Source organism: Streptomyces sp. NPDC041122 (assembly GCF_055592445.1).
In genome coordinates, this window is sequence record NZ_JBVIYQ010000009.1 from 408,055 (window position 1) to 428,546 (window position 20,492).

15 protein-coding genes are annotated in these 20,492 nt (G+C 73.5%); 11 read left to right on the top strand and 4 right to left on the bottom strand.

Annotated features, from left to right (window positions below):
• Position 1: 1 nt before the first annotated feature.
• The 9 genes from ACZ6B8_RS30925 (at position 2) to ACZ6B8_RS30965 (ending at position 12,783) form a co-directional block, all read left to right on the top strand.
• On the top strand, positions 2–1,309 hold the full coding sequence (locus ACZ6B8_RS30925) for an amidohydrolase family protein (protein ID WP_471076238.1): 1,308 nt from the start codon (positions 2–4) through the stop codon (positions 1,307–1,309).
• Entirely contained in the window at positions 1,306–2,559 is a 1,254-nt protein-coding gene (locus tag ACZ6B8_RS30930; RefSeq protein ID WP_471609341.1) for an amidohydrolase family protein, read from the top strand. The genes ACZ6B8_RS30925 and ACZ6B8_RS30930 overlap by 4 nt, the downstream gene beginning before the upstream one ends.
• Positions 2,560–2,688: 129 nt before the next feature.
• Positions 2,689–7,989 (top strand): HD domain-containing protein, encoded by a 5,301-nt coding sequence (locus ACZ6B8_RS30935; protein ID WP_471609342.1) that lies wholly within the window; start codon positions 2,689–2,691, stop codon positions 7,987–7,989.
• Positions 7,976–8,314: a hypothetical protein gene (locus ACZ6B8_RS30940; RefSeq protein WP_471076247.1), complete on the top strand. Its 339-nt coding sequence runs from the start codon at positions 7,976–7,978 to the stop codon at positions 8,312–8,314. The genes ACZ6B8_RS30935 and ACZ6B8_RS30940 overlap by 14 nt, the downstream gene beginning before the upstream one ends.
• Positions 8,311–8,991, top strand: a complete 681-nt coding sequence (locus ACZ6B8_RS30945; RefSeq protein ID WP_471076250.1) for a hypothetical protein — start codon at positions 8,311–8,313, stop codon at positions 8,989–8,991. Before ACZ6B8_RS30940 ends, ACZ6B8_RS30945 begins: the two co-directional genes overlap by 4 nt.
• A gap of 58 nt (positions 8,992–9,049) precedes the next feature.
• Positions 9,050–9,880 carry a VIT1/CCC1 transporter family protein gene (locus ACZ6B8_RS30950; protein WP_471076253.1) on the top strand — a complete coding sequence of 277 codons (831 nt, stop codon included), beginning with the start codon at positions 9,050–9,052 and terminating at the stop codon, positions 9,878–9,880.
• Positions 9,881–10,017: 137 nt separating this feature from the next.
• The gene (locus tag ACZ6B8_RS30955) at positions 10,018–10,971 is read left to right on the top strand and encodes a sterol desaturase family protein (RefSeq protein ID WP_471609343.1); all 954 of its coding nucleotides are present in this window, start codon (positions 10,018–10,020) and stop codon (positions 10,969–10,971) included.
• The gene (locus tag ACZ6B8_RS30960) at positions 10,968–11,693 is read left to right on the top strand and encodes a lysoplasmalogenase (protein WP_471609344.1); all 726 of its coding nucleotides are present in this window, start codon (positions 10,968–10,970) and stop codon (positions 11,691–11,693) included. Before ACZ6B8_RS30955 ends, ACZ6B8_RS30960 begins: the two co-directional genes overlap by 4 nt.
• Before the next feature lie 46 nt (positions 11,694–11,739).
• A complete protein-coding gene (locus tag ACZ6B8_RS30965; protein ID WP_471609345.1) occupies positions 11,740–12,783 on the top strand; it encodes a zinc-binding dehydrogenase in 1,044 nt (347 codons plus the stop codon).
• Positions 12,784–12,822: 39 nt separating this feature from the next.
• Here the strand turns inward: ACZ6B8_RS30965 and ACZ6B8_RS30970 are convergent, their stop codons facing one another.
• From ACZ6B8_RS30970 to ACZ6B8_RS30985, 4 genes are all read right to left on the bottom strand, one after another.
• Positions 12,823–13,839, bottom strand: coding sequence for a CopD family protein (locus ACZ6B8_RS30970; protein ID WP_471609373.1), 1,017 nt, complete (start codon positions 13,837–13,839; stop codon positions 12,823–12,825).
• 355 nt (positions 13,840–14,194) lie between these two features.
• On the bottom strand, positions 14,195–14,764 hold the full coding sequence (locus ACZ6B8_RS30975; protein ID WP_471609346.1) for a hypothetical protein: 570 nt from the start codon (positions 14,762–14,764) through the stop codon (positions 14,195–14,197).
• 81 nt (positions 14,765–14,845) lie between these two features.
• Entirely contained in the window at positions 14,846–16,426 is a 1,581-nt protein-coding gene (locus ACZ6B8_RS30980; protein WP_471609347.1) for a S8 family serine peptidase, read from the bottom strand.
• A 14-nt stretch (positions 16,427–16,440) separates the two neighbouring features.
• Positions 16,441–17,988 (bottom strand): S8 family peptidase, encoded by a 1,548-nt coding sequence (locus ACZ6B8_RS30985; protein ID WP_471609348.1) that lies wholly within the window; start codon positions 17,986–17,988, stop codon positions 16,441–16,443.
• Between the two features lie 355 nt (positions 17,989–18,343).
• On the opposite strand from ACZ6B8_RS30985, the gene ACZ6B8_RS30990 reads away from it, so the two are divergent.
• Both ACZ6B8_RS30990 and ACZ6B8_RS30995 read left to right on the top strand, forming a co-directional pair.
• Positions 18,344–18,742 carry a DUF485 domain-containing protein gene (locus tag ACZ6B8_RS30990; protein ID WP_471609349.1) on the top strand — a complete coding sequence of 133 codons (399 nt, stop codon included), beginning with the start codon at positions 18,344–18,346 and terminating at the stop codon, positions 18,740–18,742.
• Positions 18,739–20,376, top strand: a complete 1,638-nt coding sequence (locus ACZ6B8_RS30995; RefSeq protein ID WP_471076277.1) for a solute symporter family protein — start codon at positions 18,739–18,741, stop codon at positions 20,374–20,376. The genes ACZ6B8_RS30990 and ACZ6B8_RS30995 overlap by 4 nt, the downstream gene beginning before the upstream one ends.
• Positions 20,377–20,492 lie beyond the last annotated feature (116 nt).

Here is a 20,492-nt window from a genome sequence, read left to right on the forward strand (position 1 = left end):
GATGAGCGAAAGCGACCGGGCCCCGGCGAGCGGCCGGGACCCGTATCTGATCATCTCCTCCGACTGCCACGCCGGGCTCCCCACCGAGGAGTACCGGCCCTACCTCGACAGCCGTTTCCACCGGGACTTCGACACCTTCCTCGGTGAGCGGGACGCCCGCCGCGAGGAGGCCACCCGGCTCGGCATCCGCAACGACGCCTTCGCCGCCAAGTGGTTCCAGGACAACGAGGAGGGGCTGCGCGGCGGCTGGGACAGCGCGCAGCGCCTCAAGGAGCTGGACGGCGACGGCGTGGCCGCCGAGGTCGTCTTCCCCGACGCGGACGCCGTCGACAGCCGGACCGCCGCGCCCTTCGGTGTGGGCCTCGGACTCTCCGGCGACCAGGACCCCGAGCTCGGCATGGCGGGCGCGCAGGCGCACAACCGCTGGCTCGCCGACTTCGTCTCCGAACACCCCGAACGGCACTGCGGCGTCGCCCTGCTGCCGGTCACCGGCGAGGTCGACCGGGTCGTCGCCGAGGTGCACCGCGCCAAGGATTCGGGGCTCGGCGCCCTGATGATCCCCTCCATGTGGGTCGACAAGGCGCCCTACCACGACCGGCGTTACGACCCCGTGTGGGCCGCGGCCGCCGAGTGCGCGATGCCGCTGGTCACCCACTCCGGCGCGGCGCCCCGCCACGAGTACGGCGACCACCTCGGCATCTACGTCTCCGAAGTGACCTGGTGGCCCGCCAGGCCGCTGTGGTTCATGCTCTGGTCCGGCGTCTTCGAACGCCACCCCGGCCTCAAGTTCGGTGTGGCGGAGTCGGGGTGCTGGTGGCTGCCGAACCTCCTGTGGTTCATGGACCGCCTCTACCTGGGCGCGCACGGCGGCAAGAAGCTCTCCCCGTTCGCGGAGCTCAAGCGGCCGCCGCACGAGTACCTGGACCGCCAGCTCTTCGTCTGCGCCACCAACACCAAGCGCCGCGAGCTCGCCCAGCGCTACGAGATCGGCGTCGACAACCTCCTCTGGGGCAGCGACTTCCCGCACCCCGAGGGCACCTGGCCCGACACGCGCGCGTGGCTGCGGAAGACCTTCCACGACATCCCGGTGACGGAGAGCCGCCGCATGCTCGGGCTCGCCGCCGCCGAGGTCTTCGGCTTCGACACCCGCGAACTCGCGCCGCTCGCCCGCCGCATCGGCCCGACCCCCGACGAACTCGGCCAGGACGCCGACCAGTCGGCCGTCGAAGCGTCCTGGGCGCGCTCGCGCGAGGTGGGCCGGCACTGGCTGACCGACCACGACTTCCCGGTACTGGGGGCGGACGCATGAGCGCACAGCACGGCGGCGAGGACCGCTACACCGTCATCTCCGCCGACTGCCACGCCGGCGCCGATCTCCTGGACTACCGGCCCTACCTTGAGTCGCGCCACCACGACGCGTTCGACGCGTGGGCGGCCACCTACGTCAATCCGTACGAGGACCTCCTCGCGGACACCGCCGACCGCAACTGGAACTCCGAGCGGCGCGTCGCCGAGCTGGAGGCGGACGGCATCGTCGCCGAAGTCGTTTTCCCCAACACCATCCCGCCGTTCTTCCCCTCCGCGTCCCTGATGGCACCGGCCCCGACCCGCGAGGAGTTCGAGCAGCGGTGGGCGGGCCTGCGCGCCCACAACCGGTGGCTCGCGGAGTTCTGCGCCGCCGCGCCGGGCCGCCGCGCGGGCGTCTTCCAGATCCTCCTCAACGACGTCGACCGGGCCGTGGCGGAGATCCACCGCTCGGTGGAGGCGGGCCTGACGGGCGGCCTGATGCTGCCCGGCACCCCGCCCGGTTCTGGCCTGCCCGAGCTCCACTCCGAGGCGTACGACCCGATCTGGGCGGCCTGCGCCGACCTGGGCGTGCCGGTCAACCACCACGCCGGGTCGGCCTCGCCGCCGCTGGGCGAGGAGCCGGCCGCCCGCGCGGTGTTCATGGTCGAGACGACGTGGTTCTCGCACCGGGCGCTGTGGCACCTCGTCTTCGGCGGCGCCTTCCGCCGCCACCCCGGGCTCCGCCTCGTCCTCACCGAACAGGGCTCGGGGTGGGTGCCCGGCGTCCTCGACATGCTGGACTACTACCACGGGCGGCTCGTCGCGGCGGCCCGGAAGGCGGGCGGCCCGGACACGGCCGAGGCCAAGTTCGGCGCGGGCCTCGCCGACGCGATGGGCAAGGGCCCCTCCGAGGTGTGGCGCGACAACTGCTTCGTGGGCGCCAGCTTCATGCGCCCCCACGAGGCGGCCCAGCGCGAGCGGATCGGCCTCGACAAGATCATGTGGGGCAGTGACTACCCGCACGACGAGGGCACCTACCCCTACTCGCGCGAGGGCCTGCGCATCGCCTACGCGGGCCTGCCCAGGGACGAGATCGCGGCGATGGTCGGCGGCAACGCGGCCCGCGTCTACGGCTTCGACCTGGAGCGGCTGGGGAAGATCGCCGACCGGGTGGGACCCACGGTCGCCGAACTGGACGAACCCCTCAAGGAGCCGCCCGCCGACGCGACGAGCCCCGTGTTCGCCTCGGGAGCCTCGGTGCGCGTCTGGTGAGGAGGTGAGGGCCCCGAGGGGAGGCCCGGGGTGGCGCCGGAACCGGGACCTTCCCGGCCCCGGGTGCCACCCCGCGCCGTTGTGGGATCCTGACCCGCGTCGAGCTCGGTTCAACGGGAGGCACGGGCCATGGGGGAGAGCAAACGCGCACTGGTCATCGCCGTCCCCAGGTACGAACTGGAGGAGGAGTTCCCGGACTTGACCCCGGCCGTGCACCGCGACGCGGAGCTCCTCCAGGAGGCCCTGCACTCCTCCGGCTACAGCGTCGAGGTCCTCGGCCTCGCGCCCGACCGGCCCGCCCAGCGCTCCCGCATCCGCAGCGCGGTCAGCCGGATCTGCTGCACCGCGCCGGAGGACGCCACCGTCCTCGTCCACTTCACCGGACACGGCCTCTCCCTCTCGGGCGCCGACCATCTCGTGCCCGCCGACGCCCAGTTGAGCTGGGCCGCCGACCCGCCCGAGGTGGCCGTCGACAGCCTCATCGACCTCGATCTGACCTCGCTGCTCCAGGGCTGCCGGGCGGGCACGGTGCTCCTCACCCTCGACGCCTGCCGCGACCCCGCGGGCCCGGCGGGCGGCGGCTCGCACGGCGGCCCCGCGACCAACTTCCCCTCCTGGCGCGACCGCGTCGCCGTCCTCTTCGGCTGCGGACCCGGCCAGACCTGCGGCTCCGACGACGAAGAGGGCAGCCACTTCACGCGGGCGCTCGCCGAGGCCCTGCACGCCGACACCTCGCCGCGCACCGTGGCCGAGGTCATCACGTACACCACGACGCGCACCGCCGAACTGGCCCGCGCCGCCCGGCACGAACAGACCCCCACCCCGCACTACGCGCCGACCGGCCCCGACGCCATCGCCCCGGTGCCGCTCTGCTCGGGCCGCACCCTCCAGGAGTCGTGGACCACGGCGGTGCGCGACCCCGAGCTGTGGACGGCCGTCCGCTGCGACGACGTGCGCCGCACCCGGCTCCAGGAGGCCCTCGTGCGGCTCACCCGGGAGTGCGCGCGGTGGTACGCCGCCTCGATGGCCGGGGTGTCCGACCCCTGGGCCGACGACGACTACCCGGTGCGGGTCCTCACCCGAGGCCTCGGCCCCCTGCTCGCCCCCTCGCAGACGCAGGGCGGGCCGCTGCTCGACGCGGGCGAGTTCGCCGTGCTCGCGGCGGCCCCGTTCGTCCGTGAGGCACTGCACGCCCTCGGGGTGAAGGCCGCGGTCGAGGCCGGGGCCTTCCACCTCGATCCGACGGGAGCGGACGCGGCGGCCCGCACGGAGCGGGTGGACCTGGAGCACACCTTCGCCGCCCACGCCCTGATCTGGCGCAAGGGCCGTGAACTCGCTGCCCGCGGCCGGACCGAGGAGGCCAGGGCCGTCGCCGCCTGGCTCATGCACCGGCACGTGCGCGGCAGGGAGGAGCTCTGGGACGAGGCCTACGCCGCCCAGCTCCTCGCCCCGCTCGCCACCGCGCTCATCGGCGACGAGGCCTCCGCCCGCAGGGTGGAGGAGCTCACCGACGAACTCGTCCGCGTTTGCCGCCAGACCGGGGTCGTCCCCACCCCCTCGTACGCCGAAGAACGCGAGCCGCCCTTCCGCCTCGGCGAACTCGTGCGCGCGGGCACCCCGGGCGCACGCGAGGTGACCGAGAGCTGGCGCCCCCGCGAGCTGTCCTGGCTGATCGCCGTCGCCGGGCTGCTCGGCGGCGACCTCAGAGAGCTGCCCGGCGTCCTCGTCGACAACATCGGCGTCGCCGACGGACTCGTGCCCCGCCAAGCCGTCGAGAGCGTACGGGAGTTGCGCTGGGTCAGGGACCGCTACGCCCGCACCATCGACCTCGACCTCCCGTGCCCGCACCCCGCGGTGCACGCCGGTCTGGAGGCGCTCACCGGCTGGACGGACGACGCGGTGCTGCACATCGGGCAGCAGGTGGGCCCGGCCGGGCCCGACGGGCTTCTCGCGCATCTGCCCGAGCGGGTCACCTGCGCCCGGCTGCGCCCCCAGTACGACCCCGGCACCAAGGGCGACGCCTACGGCGTGCCGCTCATGCGCTTCGGTCTCGCCGAGGACGAGATGCGCGAACTCCTCATGGGCACCCAGCTGTACGGCGACCGCAACCTCGCCCTGCGCGAGCTGTACCAGAACGCGCTGGACGCCTGCCGCTACCGGCAGGCCCGGCTGCGCTACGGCAAGGCCGGCCGGTCCATCCCGTACAGCTGGCAGGGCGAGATCGTCTTCCGGCAGGGGACGGACGACGAGGGCCGCTCCTATGTGGAGTGCGAGGACAACGGCGTCGGGATGGGGCGCGACACCCTGCGCGGCACGTTCTCCCGCGCGGGACGCCGCTTCGAGCAGTCCCGCGAGTACCGCAGGGAGCAGGCCCGCTGGCGCCGGGTCGACGACGACCTGCGGATCTACCCCAACAGCCGTTTCGGCGTCGGGGTGTTCAGCTACTTCATGCTGGCCGACGAGATCAGCATCTCCACGCGGGCCACGGACCGGTACGGGCGCGCGGAGTCGGGGCGCGGGCTGCGGGTGGACATCGCCTCCAGCGGCAGCCTGTTCCGCATCGGCGAGCGCGACGAGTCCCAGCCGGGCGGCGGCACCTGCGTGCGCCTGTACGTCCAGGGCGAACCGGTCGACGTGGCGCGGGAGCTCGGGGCGCTGGTCTGGCGCTCGGACTTCCGGATGCGGGTGGAGCGGGACGGGGAGACGGTACGGGAGTGGGAGCCCGACACCCTCTACTACGAGGGCGACGCCTCGCGGGCCACCCGGGCGTCCCGGGATCTGTGGTGGGTGCCGGGCAAGGGGCGACTCCTCGCGGACGGGGTGCTGGTCGCCGACTCCGCGGCCGAACCGGAGTACGGGGCCACCGAACGGGAGTCGTCGTTCGGGGCGTCGCTGCCCAAGTGGACGGCGGGCGCCGAGGAGGGTCCGACGAGCGGCCGGCCGCGGGGCTTTCCCTTCGGCTGTGTGATGGACCTGCGGGAGGCGCACGCGCCCGACATCAGCACCAGCAGGACCCGGGTGTTCTCCTACGACCAGGCCTGGGTCGCGCGCCAGATCATGGACGCGTGCGCCGAGTTCGAACCGCCCGAGTGGTTCAGCCTGGAGTGGCTCTGGGACTTCGCCCCCTGGCTGCCCGAGGGCGCGAACCGGCTGACGGAGCGGCTGCTGGCCGCGGACGCCGCCGTCTCCAGCAGCCTGACCTGGGACCGGGCCGCGGTCGTCCCGTTCCGGCGGGTCGGGTACTTCCCCGGCGACCCGGGCCTCGCCTGGGAGCGCGACAAGTACGGCACCAGCACCTTCTCGATGGTGCGGGACTCCTACCGGGCCTGGCGGTCGGCCGTCCTGCGGGACGTCTGGATCAGGCGGGCGGAGCGGGGGCGCGACCTCCCCGTACCGGACTCCATCGAGGGCTATCCGGCCCCGCAGGCGTGGGAGTCCCGCGTCGCCACCCCCGGGACGAGCATGCAGGACTTCCTGCTGCGGGCCGCGCTGCCCCCGGCGGGCGAGCCGTGCACCGTCGGCGAGCTCCTGCGCCGGGTCCGCCGCCACGCGATCACCGGCGTGGACGTACCGGAGGTACCCGACCTGGACGTGGCGCACGCCATGGAGCTGGACGCGCTCGACCGGCGGCTGCTGCTGGGCGAGGACGTGTACGACGGGCTGCTGACGCACTGGCTGCCCGGCCGGGACGGCCGGGTCTCCCTGCTCTGGTGGCTCAGGTCCTACGCCCTGAAGGCGGGCGTGCCGGTGGGCGAGGCACTGGAGCGGGCGCGGAGGTTCGCGGCGGTCGGCGTGCGGGTCGAGGCGCCGCCGGCGCCGCACGCCGACCCGCCCGACGACGTCGCGACCGCCGCCGAGCTCGACGCGCTGTCCTGGCACCCGGTGCCGGCCGGGCCCGAGGGGAGAGGAGTGGTGGGGGCGCGGCCGACCGAGGAGGAGTACCGGCGGGTCCTGCGCCGGCATGCCTGGTGGGGGCTGCCCGACCTGCCCGCGGTCGCGGGCAGGCCCCAGGTGGAGACGAGGCCGTTCGGGCCGGGTCCGGGCGATCAGCTGTGGGAGGAGTACACCCGGCTCCTCAGCCACCCCACCTACGACTCGGACGTCTCGGTCGTACAACTGGCGGTCGCCTCAGGTGAGTTGGGGCTGACCTTCGCCGAGGTGGCCGAGCACTTCGCTCCGGTCGTCGAGGGCCGCCGCCTGCGGGTGCCCGACCTGGGGGAACTCGCCGGGCACGTCTCCAGCCGGCTGGAGTGCGAGCTGCTGCGGGGGCAGGACAGGCCGTTCTGGAGCCGCGGCAACGGCGACACCCCCGCGCGGCTGCTGGACACGGCCCGCGCGGTGACGACGGTCCAGGCCGACGCCGATCGGGTCAGGGCGACGCTGGCGTGGCTGGCGGCACGGGGCCTGGTGCACGCGTCGGCCCCGGCCCTCGTCGACAGCTGGCGGAACCTGTCCCGCACCGATCTGCAGCTGCTGCCCGACGAGGCCTCCCGGTTCGCCGTGCTCGACCGCGCGGACAAGAGCGTGTTCACGACGGACATCGAGCAGCGGCGGTTCGACGCCCCGTACGCGCTGCTGGCCGCGGCCACGGCCCGGGTGCCGCTGGGCACGGCCTTCGACCGGCTCGCCGAACTCGGCCCGCTGACCGGCCACGAGGTGTCCCTGGGCGAGCCGCTCCCGCCCGCCCTCGCCGGGGTGCGCCCCTCGCGGCGGGACGTGCTGGCCTGCTGTCTGATGGGGGAGGACGGCGTGGTGTGGCAGGCGGTACCCCGGGTGAGCCGCCTGATCCACCACGCGCGGGACCAGGGCGACACCCTCGGCCAGAGCCTGGACGCCCTGAGCCGTTACGCGCCCCTCGGTGCCCCCTGGCAGGAGGTCGAGGACGGCGACCCGGCCTGGCGCGACCACCGGCCCACCCCGCACGACACCGCCCTGTTCGAGCCCGACCTGGTCGGCGACCGGCCCGTCACCCCGCTCGACCTCGTCCGGGTGGCCGGCCGCTTCGGCTGGCCGCTGGACCGGGCCTGGGACCGGCTCGCCCTGTATCGCCCCTTCGGCGTCGAACTGACCATGGACCGGCCGGAGTCGGACACCGTGCCGGCCTGGGAGGACCTGGTCCTGCTCACCGAGCGGTACACCGGCCGCGCACCCGCGCTCACCGGGCAGGTGACCGCCGAACGCGTCGCCGTCGTGGCGCGCGAGGTGGACAGGACCACCCGGTGGGTGGGCGACCGACTGGCGCTGTACGCTCCGCTGTTCGGCCTGACCCCGCCCGCGCACTGCCCGGCACAGCCCGCGCCGACCCCGGAGGCGGCGCCCTACCGGCCCGGAGCCGTCCTCCCCGGCCCCGGCCCCGGCCCTTCCCGTGCCGGTGCTCTCGACGCCGACCGCTCGAACGACGGAGAACGAACGCCCCATGCCCGCACATGATCCGACCCCCTTCCAGGAGTCCGAAGTCCGGCCCGCCGCCCCCTTCACCGTGGAGCGCTCCGCGGACGGCCGGTGGTACACCGTGACCGGCGACTGCCCGGCCTGCCGGGGCCGCACGGTCTTCCGGGTCGCCTACGGGATGCTGGGCCCCGCCAAGGCACGCGGCCGCCGCACCCGGCCCGAGCCGCTCACCGGCCCGATCCCCGTCATCTGCCAGTGCGGCTACCCGCATCCGGAGCGCCCGCCGGAGTCGCCCGACTCCGGGTGCGGCGCCTTCTGGGACGTACCGGTGCCGCCACCGGGGACGGGCGGGCCCACGCCGTGACCGACCTCGCCAAGAAGCGGTTCGCGCAGCTCGGCCAGCAGCTCCAGACCGACCAGCTCGGCGCCGTGCGGCGGCAGGCGGAGGGCTGGCGCAACGGCCTCGCCGGGCTCACCGGTCTGGTCGGCGCCGTCTTCGTGCTCAAGGGGCGCGAGAGCGTCGCGGGGATGCCCGACGTCTGGCGGTGGACCACGGCGGGGCTGCTCGTCGGCGCCTTCGCCCTGCTCCTCTCCGGCGCGCTGCAGGCGGTGCGGGCCGCGCACGGCCAGGTGGGGCAGCAGGTCTGGCTCAGCGGCGACCGGCTCTTCGCCGCCGTGCTCGACGAGGTCGAACGGACCCAGGACGCCCTGGCCTCGGCGCGCCGGCGCTCGGTCGTGGGCCTGTGCGCGATCGTCGCCGCCTTGGCCGTCAGCTGGGTCGTGCCGGTCGGCGCGGAGGACGGGAGCGGCGGGGAGAAGGGTGCGGGTGAGAAGGGGGCGGGCGGGGCCGCCGCCGCGCCGGTGCTGGTGACGTCCACGAAGGGCACGTACTGCGGGGAGTTGGTGGTGAGCGACGGGCGGGGCGTGACGATCCGGATGGCCGGACGGACGGCCGACGGTGGCGGCGGGAAGGGGCGCCCGGAACGCCGGCTGATCCCCGCGGCCGAGGTCACGTCGGTGGCCCCCGCGCGGCGCTGCTGAGCGCGCCGGACGGCGTGCCCGTGCCGGGCGGGCCGGCCCGTGGTGAGACCCTCCCCGGATGAGCGAGCGGATGAGTGGTCGGGTGCCGGACAGCGAACCCCCGCGCGGTGAGCGGCCGCACGAGGAGACCCCGGACGGGCCCCCGCCGGAAGGGAGCCGCGGCGAAACGGCCGCCGACGTGCCCGGCGCCACGCACGGCGAGGCGCACGGCGGCGCGCTCGCGTCCCGGCTCAACTGGCTGCGGGCCGCCGTCCTCGGGGCCAACGACGGCATCGTCTCCACCGCGGGCCTGGTCGTCGGTGTCGCGGGCGCCACGGACGACCGCGGCGTCCTGCTCACGGCGGGCCTCGCCGGGCTGCTCGCCGGGTCCATGTCGATGGCCGCCGGCGAGTACGTGTCCGTCTCCACCCAGCGCGACTCGGAGAAGGCCGCCCTCGCCATGGAGAGACGCGAGCTGCGCGAACAGCCCGAGGCCGAACTGGCCGAGCTGGCCGGGATGCTGGAGGAGCGGGGGCTCAGCCGCGAGGTGGCCCGCGAGGCCGCCGAGCAGCTCACCGAGCGGGACGCCCTGCGCGCCCACGCGCGCGTGGAGCTCGGTATCGACCCGGACGAGCTGACCAACCCCTGGCACGCCGCCTGGGCCAGCTTCGTCGCGTTCACCGTGGGCGCGCTGCTGCCGCTCCTCGCGATCGTGCTGCCGCCCACCGCCGCGCGGCTCGGCGTGACCGTCGGCTCCGTCCTCGCCGCGCTCGCCCTCACCGGCTGGAGCAGTGCCCGCCTGGGTGCGGCGCGGGCGCGGCCCGCCGTGCTGCGGAACGTGGCGGGCGGCGCCCTCGCGATGGCGGTGACGTACGGGGCCGGGGCGCTGCTGGGGGCGGCCGGCGTGTGACGCCGGACGGGAGGTCCGGTTCCGGCGTCCCGGGCCGGTCTTTGGCGAGGATCACCAACAACCGCTCCCGTACCGTCGGTAATACTTGTCGGTAACAACCCCTAGTCGTGAGCGAAGAGCCGTTCTACGGTGCACGCATGTCCCCGAACCTGCCCGATGTCGTGCTGTGGTCCATCCCCGCCTTCGTGCTGCTCACGGTCGTCGAGATCGTGAGCCACCGGATCCATCCCGACGACGACGCCGCCGGGTACGAGGCCAAGGACGCCGCCACCAGCGTCGGCATGGGGCTCGGCAGTCTCGTCTTCGACTTCCTGTGGAAGATCCCGATCGTCGCGATCTACTCGGGCGTCTACGCGCTGACCCCGCTGCGCGTGCCCGTCCTGTGGTGGACGGTCCCGCTGATGCTCCTCGCCCAGGACTTCTTCTACTACTGGTCGCACCGGGGCCACCACGTCATCCGCATCCTGTGGGCCTGCCACGTGGTGCACCACTCCAGCCGCAAGTTCAACCTCACGACGGCGCTGCGCCAGCCCTGGACGAGCCTCACGGTGTGGCCGTTCTACCTGCCGCTCATCGCCTGCGGTGTGCACCCCGCGGCGCTCGCGTTCTGCTCGTCGGCCAACCTCGTCTACCAGTTCTGGATCCACACCGAGCGGATCGGCAAGCTGCCCCGCCCCTTCGAGTTCGTCTTCAACACGCCCTCCCACCACCGCGTGCACCACGCGTCCCAGGGTGGCTACCTGGACCGCAACTTCGGTGGCATCCTCATCATCTGGGACCGCCTCTTCGGCTCCTGGGTCGCCGAGACCGACCGCCCCGTCTACGGCCTGACCAAGAACATCGCCACGTACAACCCGCTGCGCGTGGCGACCCACGAGTACGCGGCCATCGCCAAGGACCTCAAGGCGGCGGCCAGTTGGCGCGAGCGCGCCGGGCGGGTCTTCGGCGGCCCTGGCTGGCAGCCGAAGACCTCCACCGGGACGGCTGCCCCCGGGACCGCCGCCCCGGCCTCCTCGCCCGCCTCGCAGGCGACCGCGCCCCCGCCCGCCGTACCCGCCCCCGACGCCACGGTCCCGGAGCACGCGGCGTGACGCGCGCTCCCGCGCCGAGGCTCCTCCTCGGCGCCTTCGGCGTGCTCGCGCTCGGCGACCTCCTCGCGCTCCTCGCGGACTTCGGCCCCGGCCACGCCGTGTGCAAGCCGCTGCTCATGCCGCTCCTCGCCGGGTACGTCGCCGCGCTGGGCGGCCCCCGGCTGCTGATCGCCGCGCTCCTGTGCGGCTGGGGCGGCGACACGCTGCTGCTCTTCGACGCAGATCCCGCTTTCCTCGCCGGGATGGGGTCGTTCGCCGCCGGGCACGTCTGCTACCTCGTACTGTTTTGGCGCCACGGGAACGTCCAGCGGTACGCGACGGCCGGCGGCCGGGGCGGCTCGCCGCGGGCGCGCGGTGCGGGGCTCGTCGCCGCGTACGCCCTCGCGCTCGTGGTCACCGTGGCGCTGCTCTGGTCCGACCTGTCGGCCGACATGCGGGGCCCGGTCGCGGGCTACAGCCTGCTGCTCACCGCCATGGCCTTCGGCGCGACCACGCTCGGCGTCACCGCGGCTGCCGGCGGGGCGCTCTTCCTGCTGTCCGACACCCTCATCGCGACCGGCGTCGCCGAGTGGCCCCAGCTGCCGAGGCCCGACCTCGCCGTCATGATCACGTACATCGCGGCCCAGTACCTGCTGGTCACCGGGGTGCTCGCGGCGCCCGGAGCGCGACGGCTCCCGGGCCGGGCGTACGGTGGGAGTCAGCCCGTCGGCGCCGGTCCCTGACCCGCGCGGCCGGCACCACCCCACCGCCCCGCACCGAGGAACCACCATGCGCGCCACGACCATCCACGCCCCGTTCGACCTGCGCGTGGAGGACGTGCCCGAGCCCGTCGTGCAGCTGCCCACCGACGCCGTCGTCCGGGTGCTGCGCGCCTGCGTCTGCGGCAGCGACCTGTGGGCCTACCGCGGCGAGGCCGCCCGGCAGCCCGGCCAGCGGATCGGCCACGAGTTCCTCGGCGTCGTCGAGGACGCCGGGTCCGAGGTGGGCGGAGTGCGGCGCGGCGACCTCGTCGTCGCCCCCTTCATGTGGTCGGACGGGACGTGCGACTACTGCGCGGAGGGCCTCACCACGTCCTGCGAGCACGGCGGGTTCTGGGGCGCCGTCGGGTACGACGGCGGTCAGGGCGAGGCGGTCCGGGTGCCCTTCGCCGACGGCACCCTCGTACGGCTGCCCGCAGAGGCCGCGTCCGACGACCGCCTCCTCTCCGCCCTCCTGGCCCTCTCCGACGTCATGGGCACCGGCCACCACGCCGTGCTCGGCGCGGGCGTGCGGCCCGGCGCCACGGTCGTGGTCGTCGGGGACGGGGCGGTCGGCCTGTGCGCGGTCCTCGCGGCCCGGCGGCTCGGCGCCGAGCGGATCATCGCGCTCGGCCGGCACACCGCCCGTACGGACATCGCGCGCCGGTTCGGCGCCACCGACGTCGTCGCCGAGCGCGGCGACGCGGCGGTGGCCGCGGTGCGCGAGCTGACCCGGGGCCACGGCGCCCACGCCGTCGTCGAGGCGGTCGGCACCGAACAGTCGATGCGCACCGCCGTGGACGTCACGCGCGACGGTGGCGCGATCGGTTTCGTCGGCGTCCCGCACGGCAGCGGCACCGGCCTCGACCTGAGCGTCATGTTCAACAAGAACATCGCGCTGCGCGGCGGTGTCGCGCCCGTCCGCACCTACATCCCGGAGCTGCTGCCCGACGTCCTCGACGGCCGCATCGACCCCTCGCCCGTCTTCGACCTGACGGTCGGCCTGGAGGACGTGCCCGCCGGCTACAAGGCGATGGACGAGCGCACCGCGCTCAAGGTCCAGATCGCGCTGTAGCGCGCCGTCGCGGCGCCGGTACGGCGGAGCGGGGCGGGCTCACCAGCGGATCGGCACCGGCACCGCGGTGAGCAGCGCCGACACCACCACGACGAGGCCCAGCGCGATCACCTCCCCGCGCGCGGGGAGGTACGCCGCCGCCCGGTCCGCCGCGCGCCGCAGCCGCCGCCGGGCCAGCACCGCGAGCACCGCGACGACGGCCACGAGGAGCAGCTTGGCGAGCAGGGTGCGGCCGTAGGCCGTTTCGGTGAGCTGGCCGAGGACCGTGTGCGGGGGCATCCGGCGCAGCGTGCTGCACACCCCGGTCGCGGTGATCGCGGCCAGGAGAACGGCCGCCACGCGCGCGTAGCGCCCCAGTACCGCGACGGCCTGCTCCGGAGCGGACGTCCGCCACCGCCGAAGGACCCGCAGCACGTACAGCAGGCCGCCCGCCCACAGCGCGCCGCAGGACAGGTGCACCAGGGTGAGGCCGCTGCCGACGAGCGGGAAGTCCTCCACCGGCGGATGGGCCCGCAGCGCCTCCGCGACGATCACCGCGGACAGCGGGAGCGCGGCGCCGGACGGGCGCCGGGAGCGTGCGCACAGGGCGGCCGCGACGAAGGCGTTGACCTCGAGGAGGGCGAGCCGGCCGTCACGGGTGTCGTAGAGGCGGCCGATGTCCAGATCGGCGAGTTCCCGCGGCACGAGGTTGCCGTTCGCCACGATCGCGGCGAGCCCGAGCGCCGCGACGCACCCCGCCCACGCGGCGTACGGCGCCCAGCCGCGCGGCGCCCGGCCCAGCGGCGCCCCCGGGACCCGACGGGCCAGCCGCGTGGCGAACACCTCGCCCGACTGCACGGACAGGGCGGCGAACAGGACCGACCGCAGCAACGTGATGACGACCGTGCCGGGCGCCTCGGCCTCACCGGTGCCGCGCAGCACCGCCGACGGGCCGAGCAGCGGGATCAGCGCGGCGACGACCACGAGGACGAGGACCGCGACGGCTCGCCCGGGGGAGGGGCGACGGCGCGGGGCGCGGTGCGAGACGGGGGAGGGCGCGGGTGCGGTGACCGGTATGCCGACCGGTGCGTCACCCCCGGACTCGACGGTCGGTCGTACGGGGCTCACCACAAGATCTTCACCAGGGGGTCCGCCGACGGGCAAGTCCTGAGGGACAACCGGCGCAATACCGTCCCGAACGGACCCACGGCTTCAGGCGGAGCTTCCGGAAGCCGGACCGTTCCCTCGGCCCCACCGCGCCGGGTCGCCGCCCCAACGCCCCGGCGGGCGGGCCCAGTCGGCGGGCCCGCCGGCGAAGGCGACCGGCGGCAGGGCGTACCGGACCCGGCCGACCGGGCTGTCGACCCCGGCGAGCCACCGCGCGCCCGTCGTAGGCCCGCCGTCGGGGCGCCTCGGGGCGGAGGCGATTGCGTCATGCCGTGGCAGCGGTCCCCTCCGGGGCGGAGGCGGCCGACCACCACAGCCGGATCGACTGCTCCGGTGCGGACGGCCGCAGTTCCCAGCCCTGGGCGGCCGCTGCCTGGACTACGTAGTGGCCGCCCACACCCCGGTAGAAGCGCCGCGGGATCTCGCACTCGGTGGGCGGCAGCGGCTTGCGGGGCGCGCGCGGCGCCGAGGCCCGAGCCGTCCAGTCGGCGAGCAGCTTGTCGACCTTGGCGCGGTAGTACGCGGTGTCGCCCTCGTGCCGCATCTCCGACCAGCGCACGCACCAGCGCGGCAACCTGGTGATGCGGCCGAACGCCCGGTCCATGAACCGGTCGAACCCCTTCTCGTACGAGGAACTCACCGCGGCGATCACCTCCGTGACCAGGCCGAGGGCGAGGGTGCCGGCGAAGACGGCGATGCCGAAGGCCACCCAGAACGGCATGAACACCACGGTGGCGGCGAACCGGATGACCAGCTGCCACCGCGGACGGGTGGGCCACGCCACCCAGTGCTCCGTGCCGGACACGGTGAATCGGGCGTCCTTGTACTCGTACATGACCCGAGATCCTCTCGCACGTCACGCGCGAAGGGCCGGACGGCCCCGTGACCGCCCGGCCCACCACGCCATGGAACAGCGTTACTTGCGCACGGCGTCCAGCGCGTCGGTGAGGCCCGCGCCGTAGAAGCCGTTGCCGCCCCGGCCGCCCTCGCAGACCGCGTCGACCTTGCCGTCACCGTCGATGTCGTACGGGTCGGGGCACTTCATCGCGTCCGCCTGGCGGTACAGCAGCGCCTTGACGCGCGCCGCGGAGGCGTGCGGATGCGTCGACTTGATCAGCGCGGCCACACCCGCGGCGTGCGGTGACGCCATCGACGTACCGGCCTTGTAGCCGAACTTGCCGCCCGGCAGCGTCGACAGGATCCTGCCGTCCACGGCCGGCGGCTGCGGCGGCTGGTACTTCGTGGAGTCGCCGCCCGGCGCCGCGATGTCGACGACGCCCTTGCCGTAGTTCGAGTACGAGGCCTTGAGCCCCTTCGCGCCGGTGGCCGAGACCGTCACGACGCCCGGCAGCTGCGACGGGAGGTCGAAGCAGTCCTTGGTCTTGATGGTCCGCGGCACCGGAGTGGTGTCGTCGGGGCTGGAGTCGTCGAGGATCTCGTCCTGGGCGAGGTCGGTCTCCGCGTTGCCCGCGGCCGCGACGTTCACCGCGCCCCTGCGCTCCGCGTACTTCGTCGCCCGCCCGACCGCGTCCACCAGGGCCTTCTGGTCGGCGTCGGTGTTGCAGTTGAACAGCCACGGGTCGGTGTAATAGCTGCTGTTGGTGACGTCGACGCCGTGGTCGGCCGCCCACACGAAGCCGCAGACGACGGCCTCCGTGTAGTACATGCCGGTGGCCGGCTCGGCCACCTTCAGGCTCGCCACCTTCACGCCGGGCGCCACCCCCGTGACACCGGTGCCGTTCTTCGCGGCGGCGATGGTGCCCGCCACGTGCATGCCGTGGTCGCTCTCCCCGGCCACCGGCCGCCACGCGTCGCCCTTCTGCACGGGCACGCCGCCCAGGCAGCTCGCGGACGCCCGGCGGTCGAAGTTCGGCGCGATGTCGGGGTGGGTGTCGTCGACCCCGGAGTCGAGCACGCCGACCGTGACCTTGCGGCTGCCGAGCGAGATCGCGTGCGCCTTGTCCGCCTTCATGGCGGGCAGGTCCCACTGCAGGGGCTCCAACTCGTCCTGGCCGGCTTTCGCCCTGCTCGCCGCGGCCTTCGCCTCGGCGGCGGTCAGCGGGCGGTCCGCCTCCAGGGCGTCGTCGGCCTGCGCCGACAGCGGCGCGGTGCGGGTCGCGCCCGCCGAGTCGACGCCCTTCACCCGGCGGATCGTCTTCGCGAAGTCCGGGTTCGCCGAGTGGACGACGATGACGCCGATCCTCTCGTACGCGATGACGACGTCACCACCGGCCTTGCCGATGGCCTTCCTGACGCGCTCCGAACTCCCCTTGCCGGGGCGAACGTTCACGACGTAACTCATCGACGCGGCGTCCGACGCGCCACCCGGTGCGGCGGTGGAGGCGGCCGACGAGGCCGGGGCGTCCGGGATCGCGGCGGGCCGCGCCGAGGCCGTCCCCGGCAGGAAGGCGACGGCCGAGACCAGCGCGGCGCCGAGCGGCAGGGCCAGCGCGCGGCGCGAGCGCGGGAGGGCGGCCGTGGTGTGGGACCTGGTCACGAACTCTCTCCCCTTCACTTCTTCTTCACGGCGTCGAGCGCGTCGACGAGCCCGCTGCCGTAGAAGCTGTTCTTGCTCCTGCCGCCGTCCTCGCAGACCGCGTCGACGACGCCGTTGCCGTCGGGGTCGTACGGCCCGGACGGGCACTGGAGCCGGTCGGCCTGCTTCTTCAGCAGCCGCTGCAGCTCGGCCGGACCGGCCTTGGGGTGCGTGGACTTGAGGAGGGCGGCGACGCCGGCGGCGTGCGGGGAGGCCATCGAGGTGCCCTGCAGCCAGCCGTACTCGCCGCCCGGCAGGGTGGAGAGGATGCGGCCGTTCTTCGACGGGGTGTCGGCCGGGATCTGGAACTTGTCGCCGCCCGGCGCCGCGACGTCGATGACGCCCTTGCCGTAGCTGGAGTAGATCGACTTCAGGTTCTGCACACCGGTCGCGCTGACGGTGACCACGCCCGGCAGTTGCGTCGGTACGTCGAGGCACGTGTGCGGGTCGATGGTGCGGGTCACCGGAGTGGAGTCGTCCGGGCTGGAGGCGTCGACGATCGCGTCGGAGTCCAGGTCATGGTTGGAGTTGCCCGCGGAGGCGAGGTTGAGGGTGCCCTTCTTCTGGGCGTAGCGCTGGGCGCGGTCGACCGCGTCGAGGATCGCCTTCTGGTCCGGGTCGTCCTTGCAGTTGTACAGCCAAGGGTCCACGTAATAGCTGTTGTTGGTGACCTCGACGCTGTGCTCGGCGGCGAACACGAAGGCGCAGACCACGTTCTCCGGGTAGAACAGCTCGTCGACCGGGTCGGCCACCCTGATGGCCGAGACCTTCACGCCGGGCGCCACGCCCGCGACGCCGACGCCGTTGCGCGCGGCGGCTATCTCCCCGGCCACGTGCGTGCCGTGGTAGCTGTCCTTCGACGACGGGCGCCAGGCCCCCGCCGAGGTGTCGGCCTTGCCGCCCACGCAGCTCGCGGACTGCGAGGGCGAGAAGTTGGCGGCGAGGTCGGGATGGGTGTCGTCGATGCCGGTGTCGATCACGGCGACGGTGACCTTCTTGCTGCCCGGGTTGATCTTCGCCGCCTTGTCGGCGCCGATCGCCCGCAGGTCCCACTGGTCGGCCTCCATCGGCTCGGCGCCCGGCGCGGCGCTCCGCTTCAGGGCCTTGGCCTCGGCCTTCGAGAGCAGCTTCGCCTTGCCGTCCTCGGTGGTGCCCGCCGCCTTCAGCGGCGATGTGTGGGTCGCGCCCGCGGACTGCACGCCGCGGACGCCGCGTATCCGCTCGCCGAACTCGGGGTTGGCCGAGTGCACGACGATGACGCCGATCTTCCCGTACGTGACGACGACGTCGCCGCCGGCCCGGGCGATGGCCTTCTCGACGTACGCGATCGTCTTGCGGTCCGTACGGGTGTTGACGACGTACGCGAAGACGGGGGCGTCCTGCGCGGACCGCGCGGACACCGGCGTGGGCGCCTCGTTCGGGGCCGCGGTCGCGGCGCCCGGCAGGAAGCCGACCGAGGCGGCGAGGGCGAGGCCGAGCGGCACGGTGAGCGCCGTACGACGTCTGGAACGCAGATGAGCCATGGGATCTCCACATCATCCGGAGACGAGAACCGCACACGGAATTGCATACGGAACTGCCCGAACACGGCTGGTGCTCGGGCAGGTACATGACGGGTCGTTCAGGGTGAAGCTAACCCTGAAAACCCCAGGCCATCAATGACTTCCCGAAGAAATCGGGGAGTTCGGCCACGTCGTGCGCACCACCGGGCCGTTGAGCAGAGAGCGGAAGCAACATCAACCCCCTGTCGGATCACGTCCCGTGGCCTTAGCATCGCCATCCGTGGCTCACGTGATCCGCGTCACTATCGGAAGCGAGATCCGAGGGCCCGTGGAACAACTGTCCGTCCCCACCCCACCCGCACCACGAGGAGACTCCGTGGCCACCGACGCACCGCCCCCTTCGAAGGGTGGCGCAGGAAAAGAACCCGCTCCCCACGCGCCCTCCACGGAGGAGTTCATCGAGGTGCAGGAGAGCGCGGAATTCGGTGAACTCCGCCGCTCACACCGCTCGTTCGCCTTCCCGCTCACCGTCGCCTTCATCGCCTGGTACCTCGTGTACGTGCTGCTCTCCAACTACGCGCACGACTTCATGGGCACCCAGCTGTTCGGCAACATCAACGTCGCCCTGGCCCTCGGCCTCGGGCAGTTCCTGACCACCTTCCTCATCGCGTGGTTCTACTCGCGGCACGCCGCCGAGCAGCTCGACCCGAAGGCCGAGGCCATCAGGTCCCGCATGGAGAACCGTCCGCAGACCCGCCTGGAGGGCGACGCATGAGCCCCGCGCACCCCGCCGTCGTCGATCTCGCGGCCGCGTCCGACGCCTCCGAGCACCGGACCCTGATCATCAGCCTCTTCGCGGTCTTCGTCGTCGCGACCCTCGTCATCACCGTGTGGGCGGGCCGGCAGACCAAGAGCGCCGCCGACTTCTACGCGGGCGGGCGCCAGTTCACCGGATTCCAGAACGGCCTGGCGATCTCCGGCGACTACATGTCCGCCGCGTCCTTCCTCGGCATCGCGGGCGCCATCGCCCTCTTCGGCTACGACGGCTTCCTCTACTCCATCGGCTTCCTGGTCGCCTGGCTCGTGGCGCTCCTCCTGGTCGCCGAACCGCTGCGCAACTCCGGCCGCTACACGATGGGCGACGTCCTCGCGTACCGCATGCGCCAGCGCCCGGTCCGCACCGCCGCCGGCACCTCCACCATCGTCGTGTCGATCTTCTACCTGCTCGCGCAGATGGCGGGCGCGGGCGTCCTCGTCTCGCTGCTCCTCGGCATCACCAGCGACGCGGGCAAGGTCCTCATCGTCGCGCTGGTGGGCGTCCTGATGATCGTCTACGTCACCATCGGCGGCATGAAGGGCACGACGTGGGTGCAGATGGTCAAGGCCGTCCTGCTCATCACGGGCACCATCCTCATCACCTTCCTGATCCTGCTGAAGTTCGACTTCAACGTCTCGGACCTGCTCGGCACGGCCGCCTCCAACAGCGGCCACGGCTCGAAGTTCCTGGAGCCCGGCCTCAAGTACGGCGTCTCCGGCACCTCCAAGCTGGACTTCATCTCGCTCGGCATCGCCCTGGTCCTCGGCACCGCCGGCCTGCCGCACATCCTGATCCGCTTCTACACGGTGCCGACCGCCAAGGCCGCCCGTAAGTCCGTGAACTGGGCGATCGGCATCATCGGCGCCTTCTACCTGATGACGATCGTGCTCGGCTTCGGCGCCGCCGCCCTGCTCAAGCCCGGCGAGATCATCGCCTCCAACAAGGCGGGCAACACCGCGGCGCCGCTCGCCGCCATGGAGATCGGCGGCGGCGGTGACTCCACCGGCGGCGCGATCCTGCTCGCGGTGATCTCCGCGGTCGCCTTCGCCACCATCCTCGCGGTCGTCGCGGGCCTCACCCTGGCCTCGTCGTCGTCGTTCGCGCACGACATCTACGCGAACGTCATCCGTAAGGGCAAGGCCACCGAGAAGGAGGAGATGAAGGCCGCCCGCTGGTCCACGGTCTTCATCGGCATCGTCTCCATCGGCCTCGGCGCCCTCGCCCGCGACCTGAACGTGGCGGGACTGGTCGCCCTCGCCTTCGCGGTCGCGGCATCCGCGAACCTCCCGACGATCCTCTACAGCCTGTTCTGGAAGAGGTTCACCACCCAGGGCGCGCTCTGGTCCATCTACGGGGGCCTGATCGCCGCCGTGGGCCTGGTGCTGTTCTCACCGGTCGTCTCCGGCAAGCCGAGCTCGATGTTCCCCGACGCGAATTTCGACTTCTTCCCGCTGGAGAACCCCGGCCTCATCTCCATCCCGCTGGGCTTCCTGCTCGGCTGGCTCGGCTCGCTCCTGTCCAAGGAGGAGCCGGACAAGGGCAAGTACGCGGAGCTCGAGGTCAAGTCCCTCACCGGCGTCGGAGCGCACTGAGCGGACGATTCCAGTGGGCCGTGACGGCGCCCGGCCCGAGTCCCCCGGGGGCCCGTGTCCACACGGTCGCAACGGCCGCGTCGTAGAGTCCTACGACGCGGCCGTCCCGTTCCTCG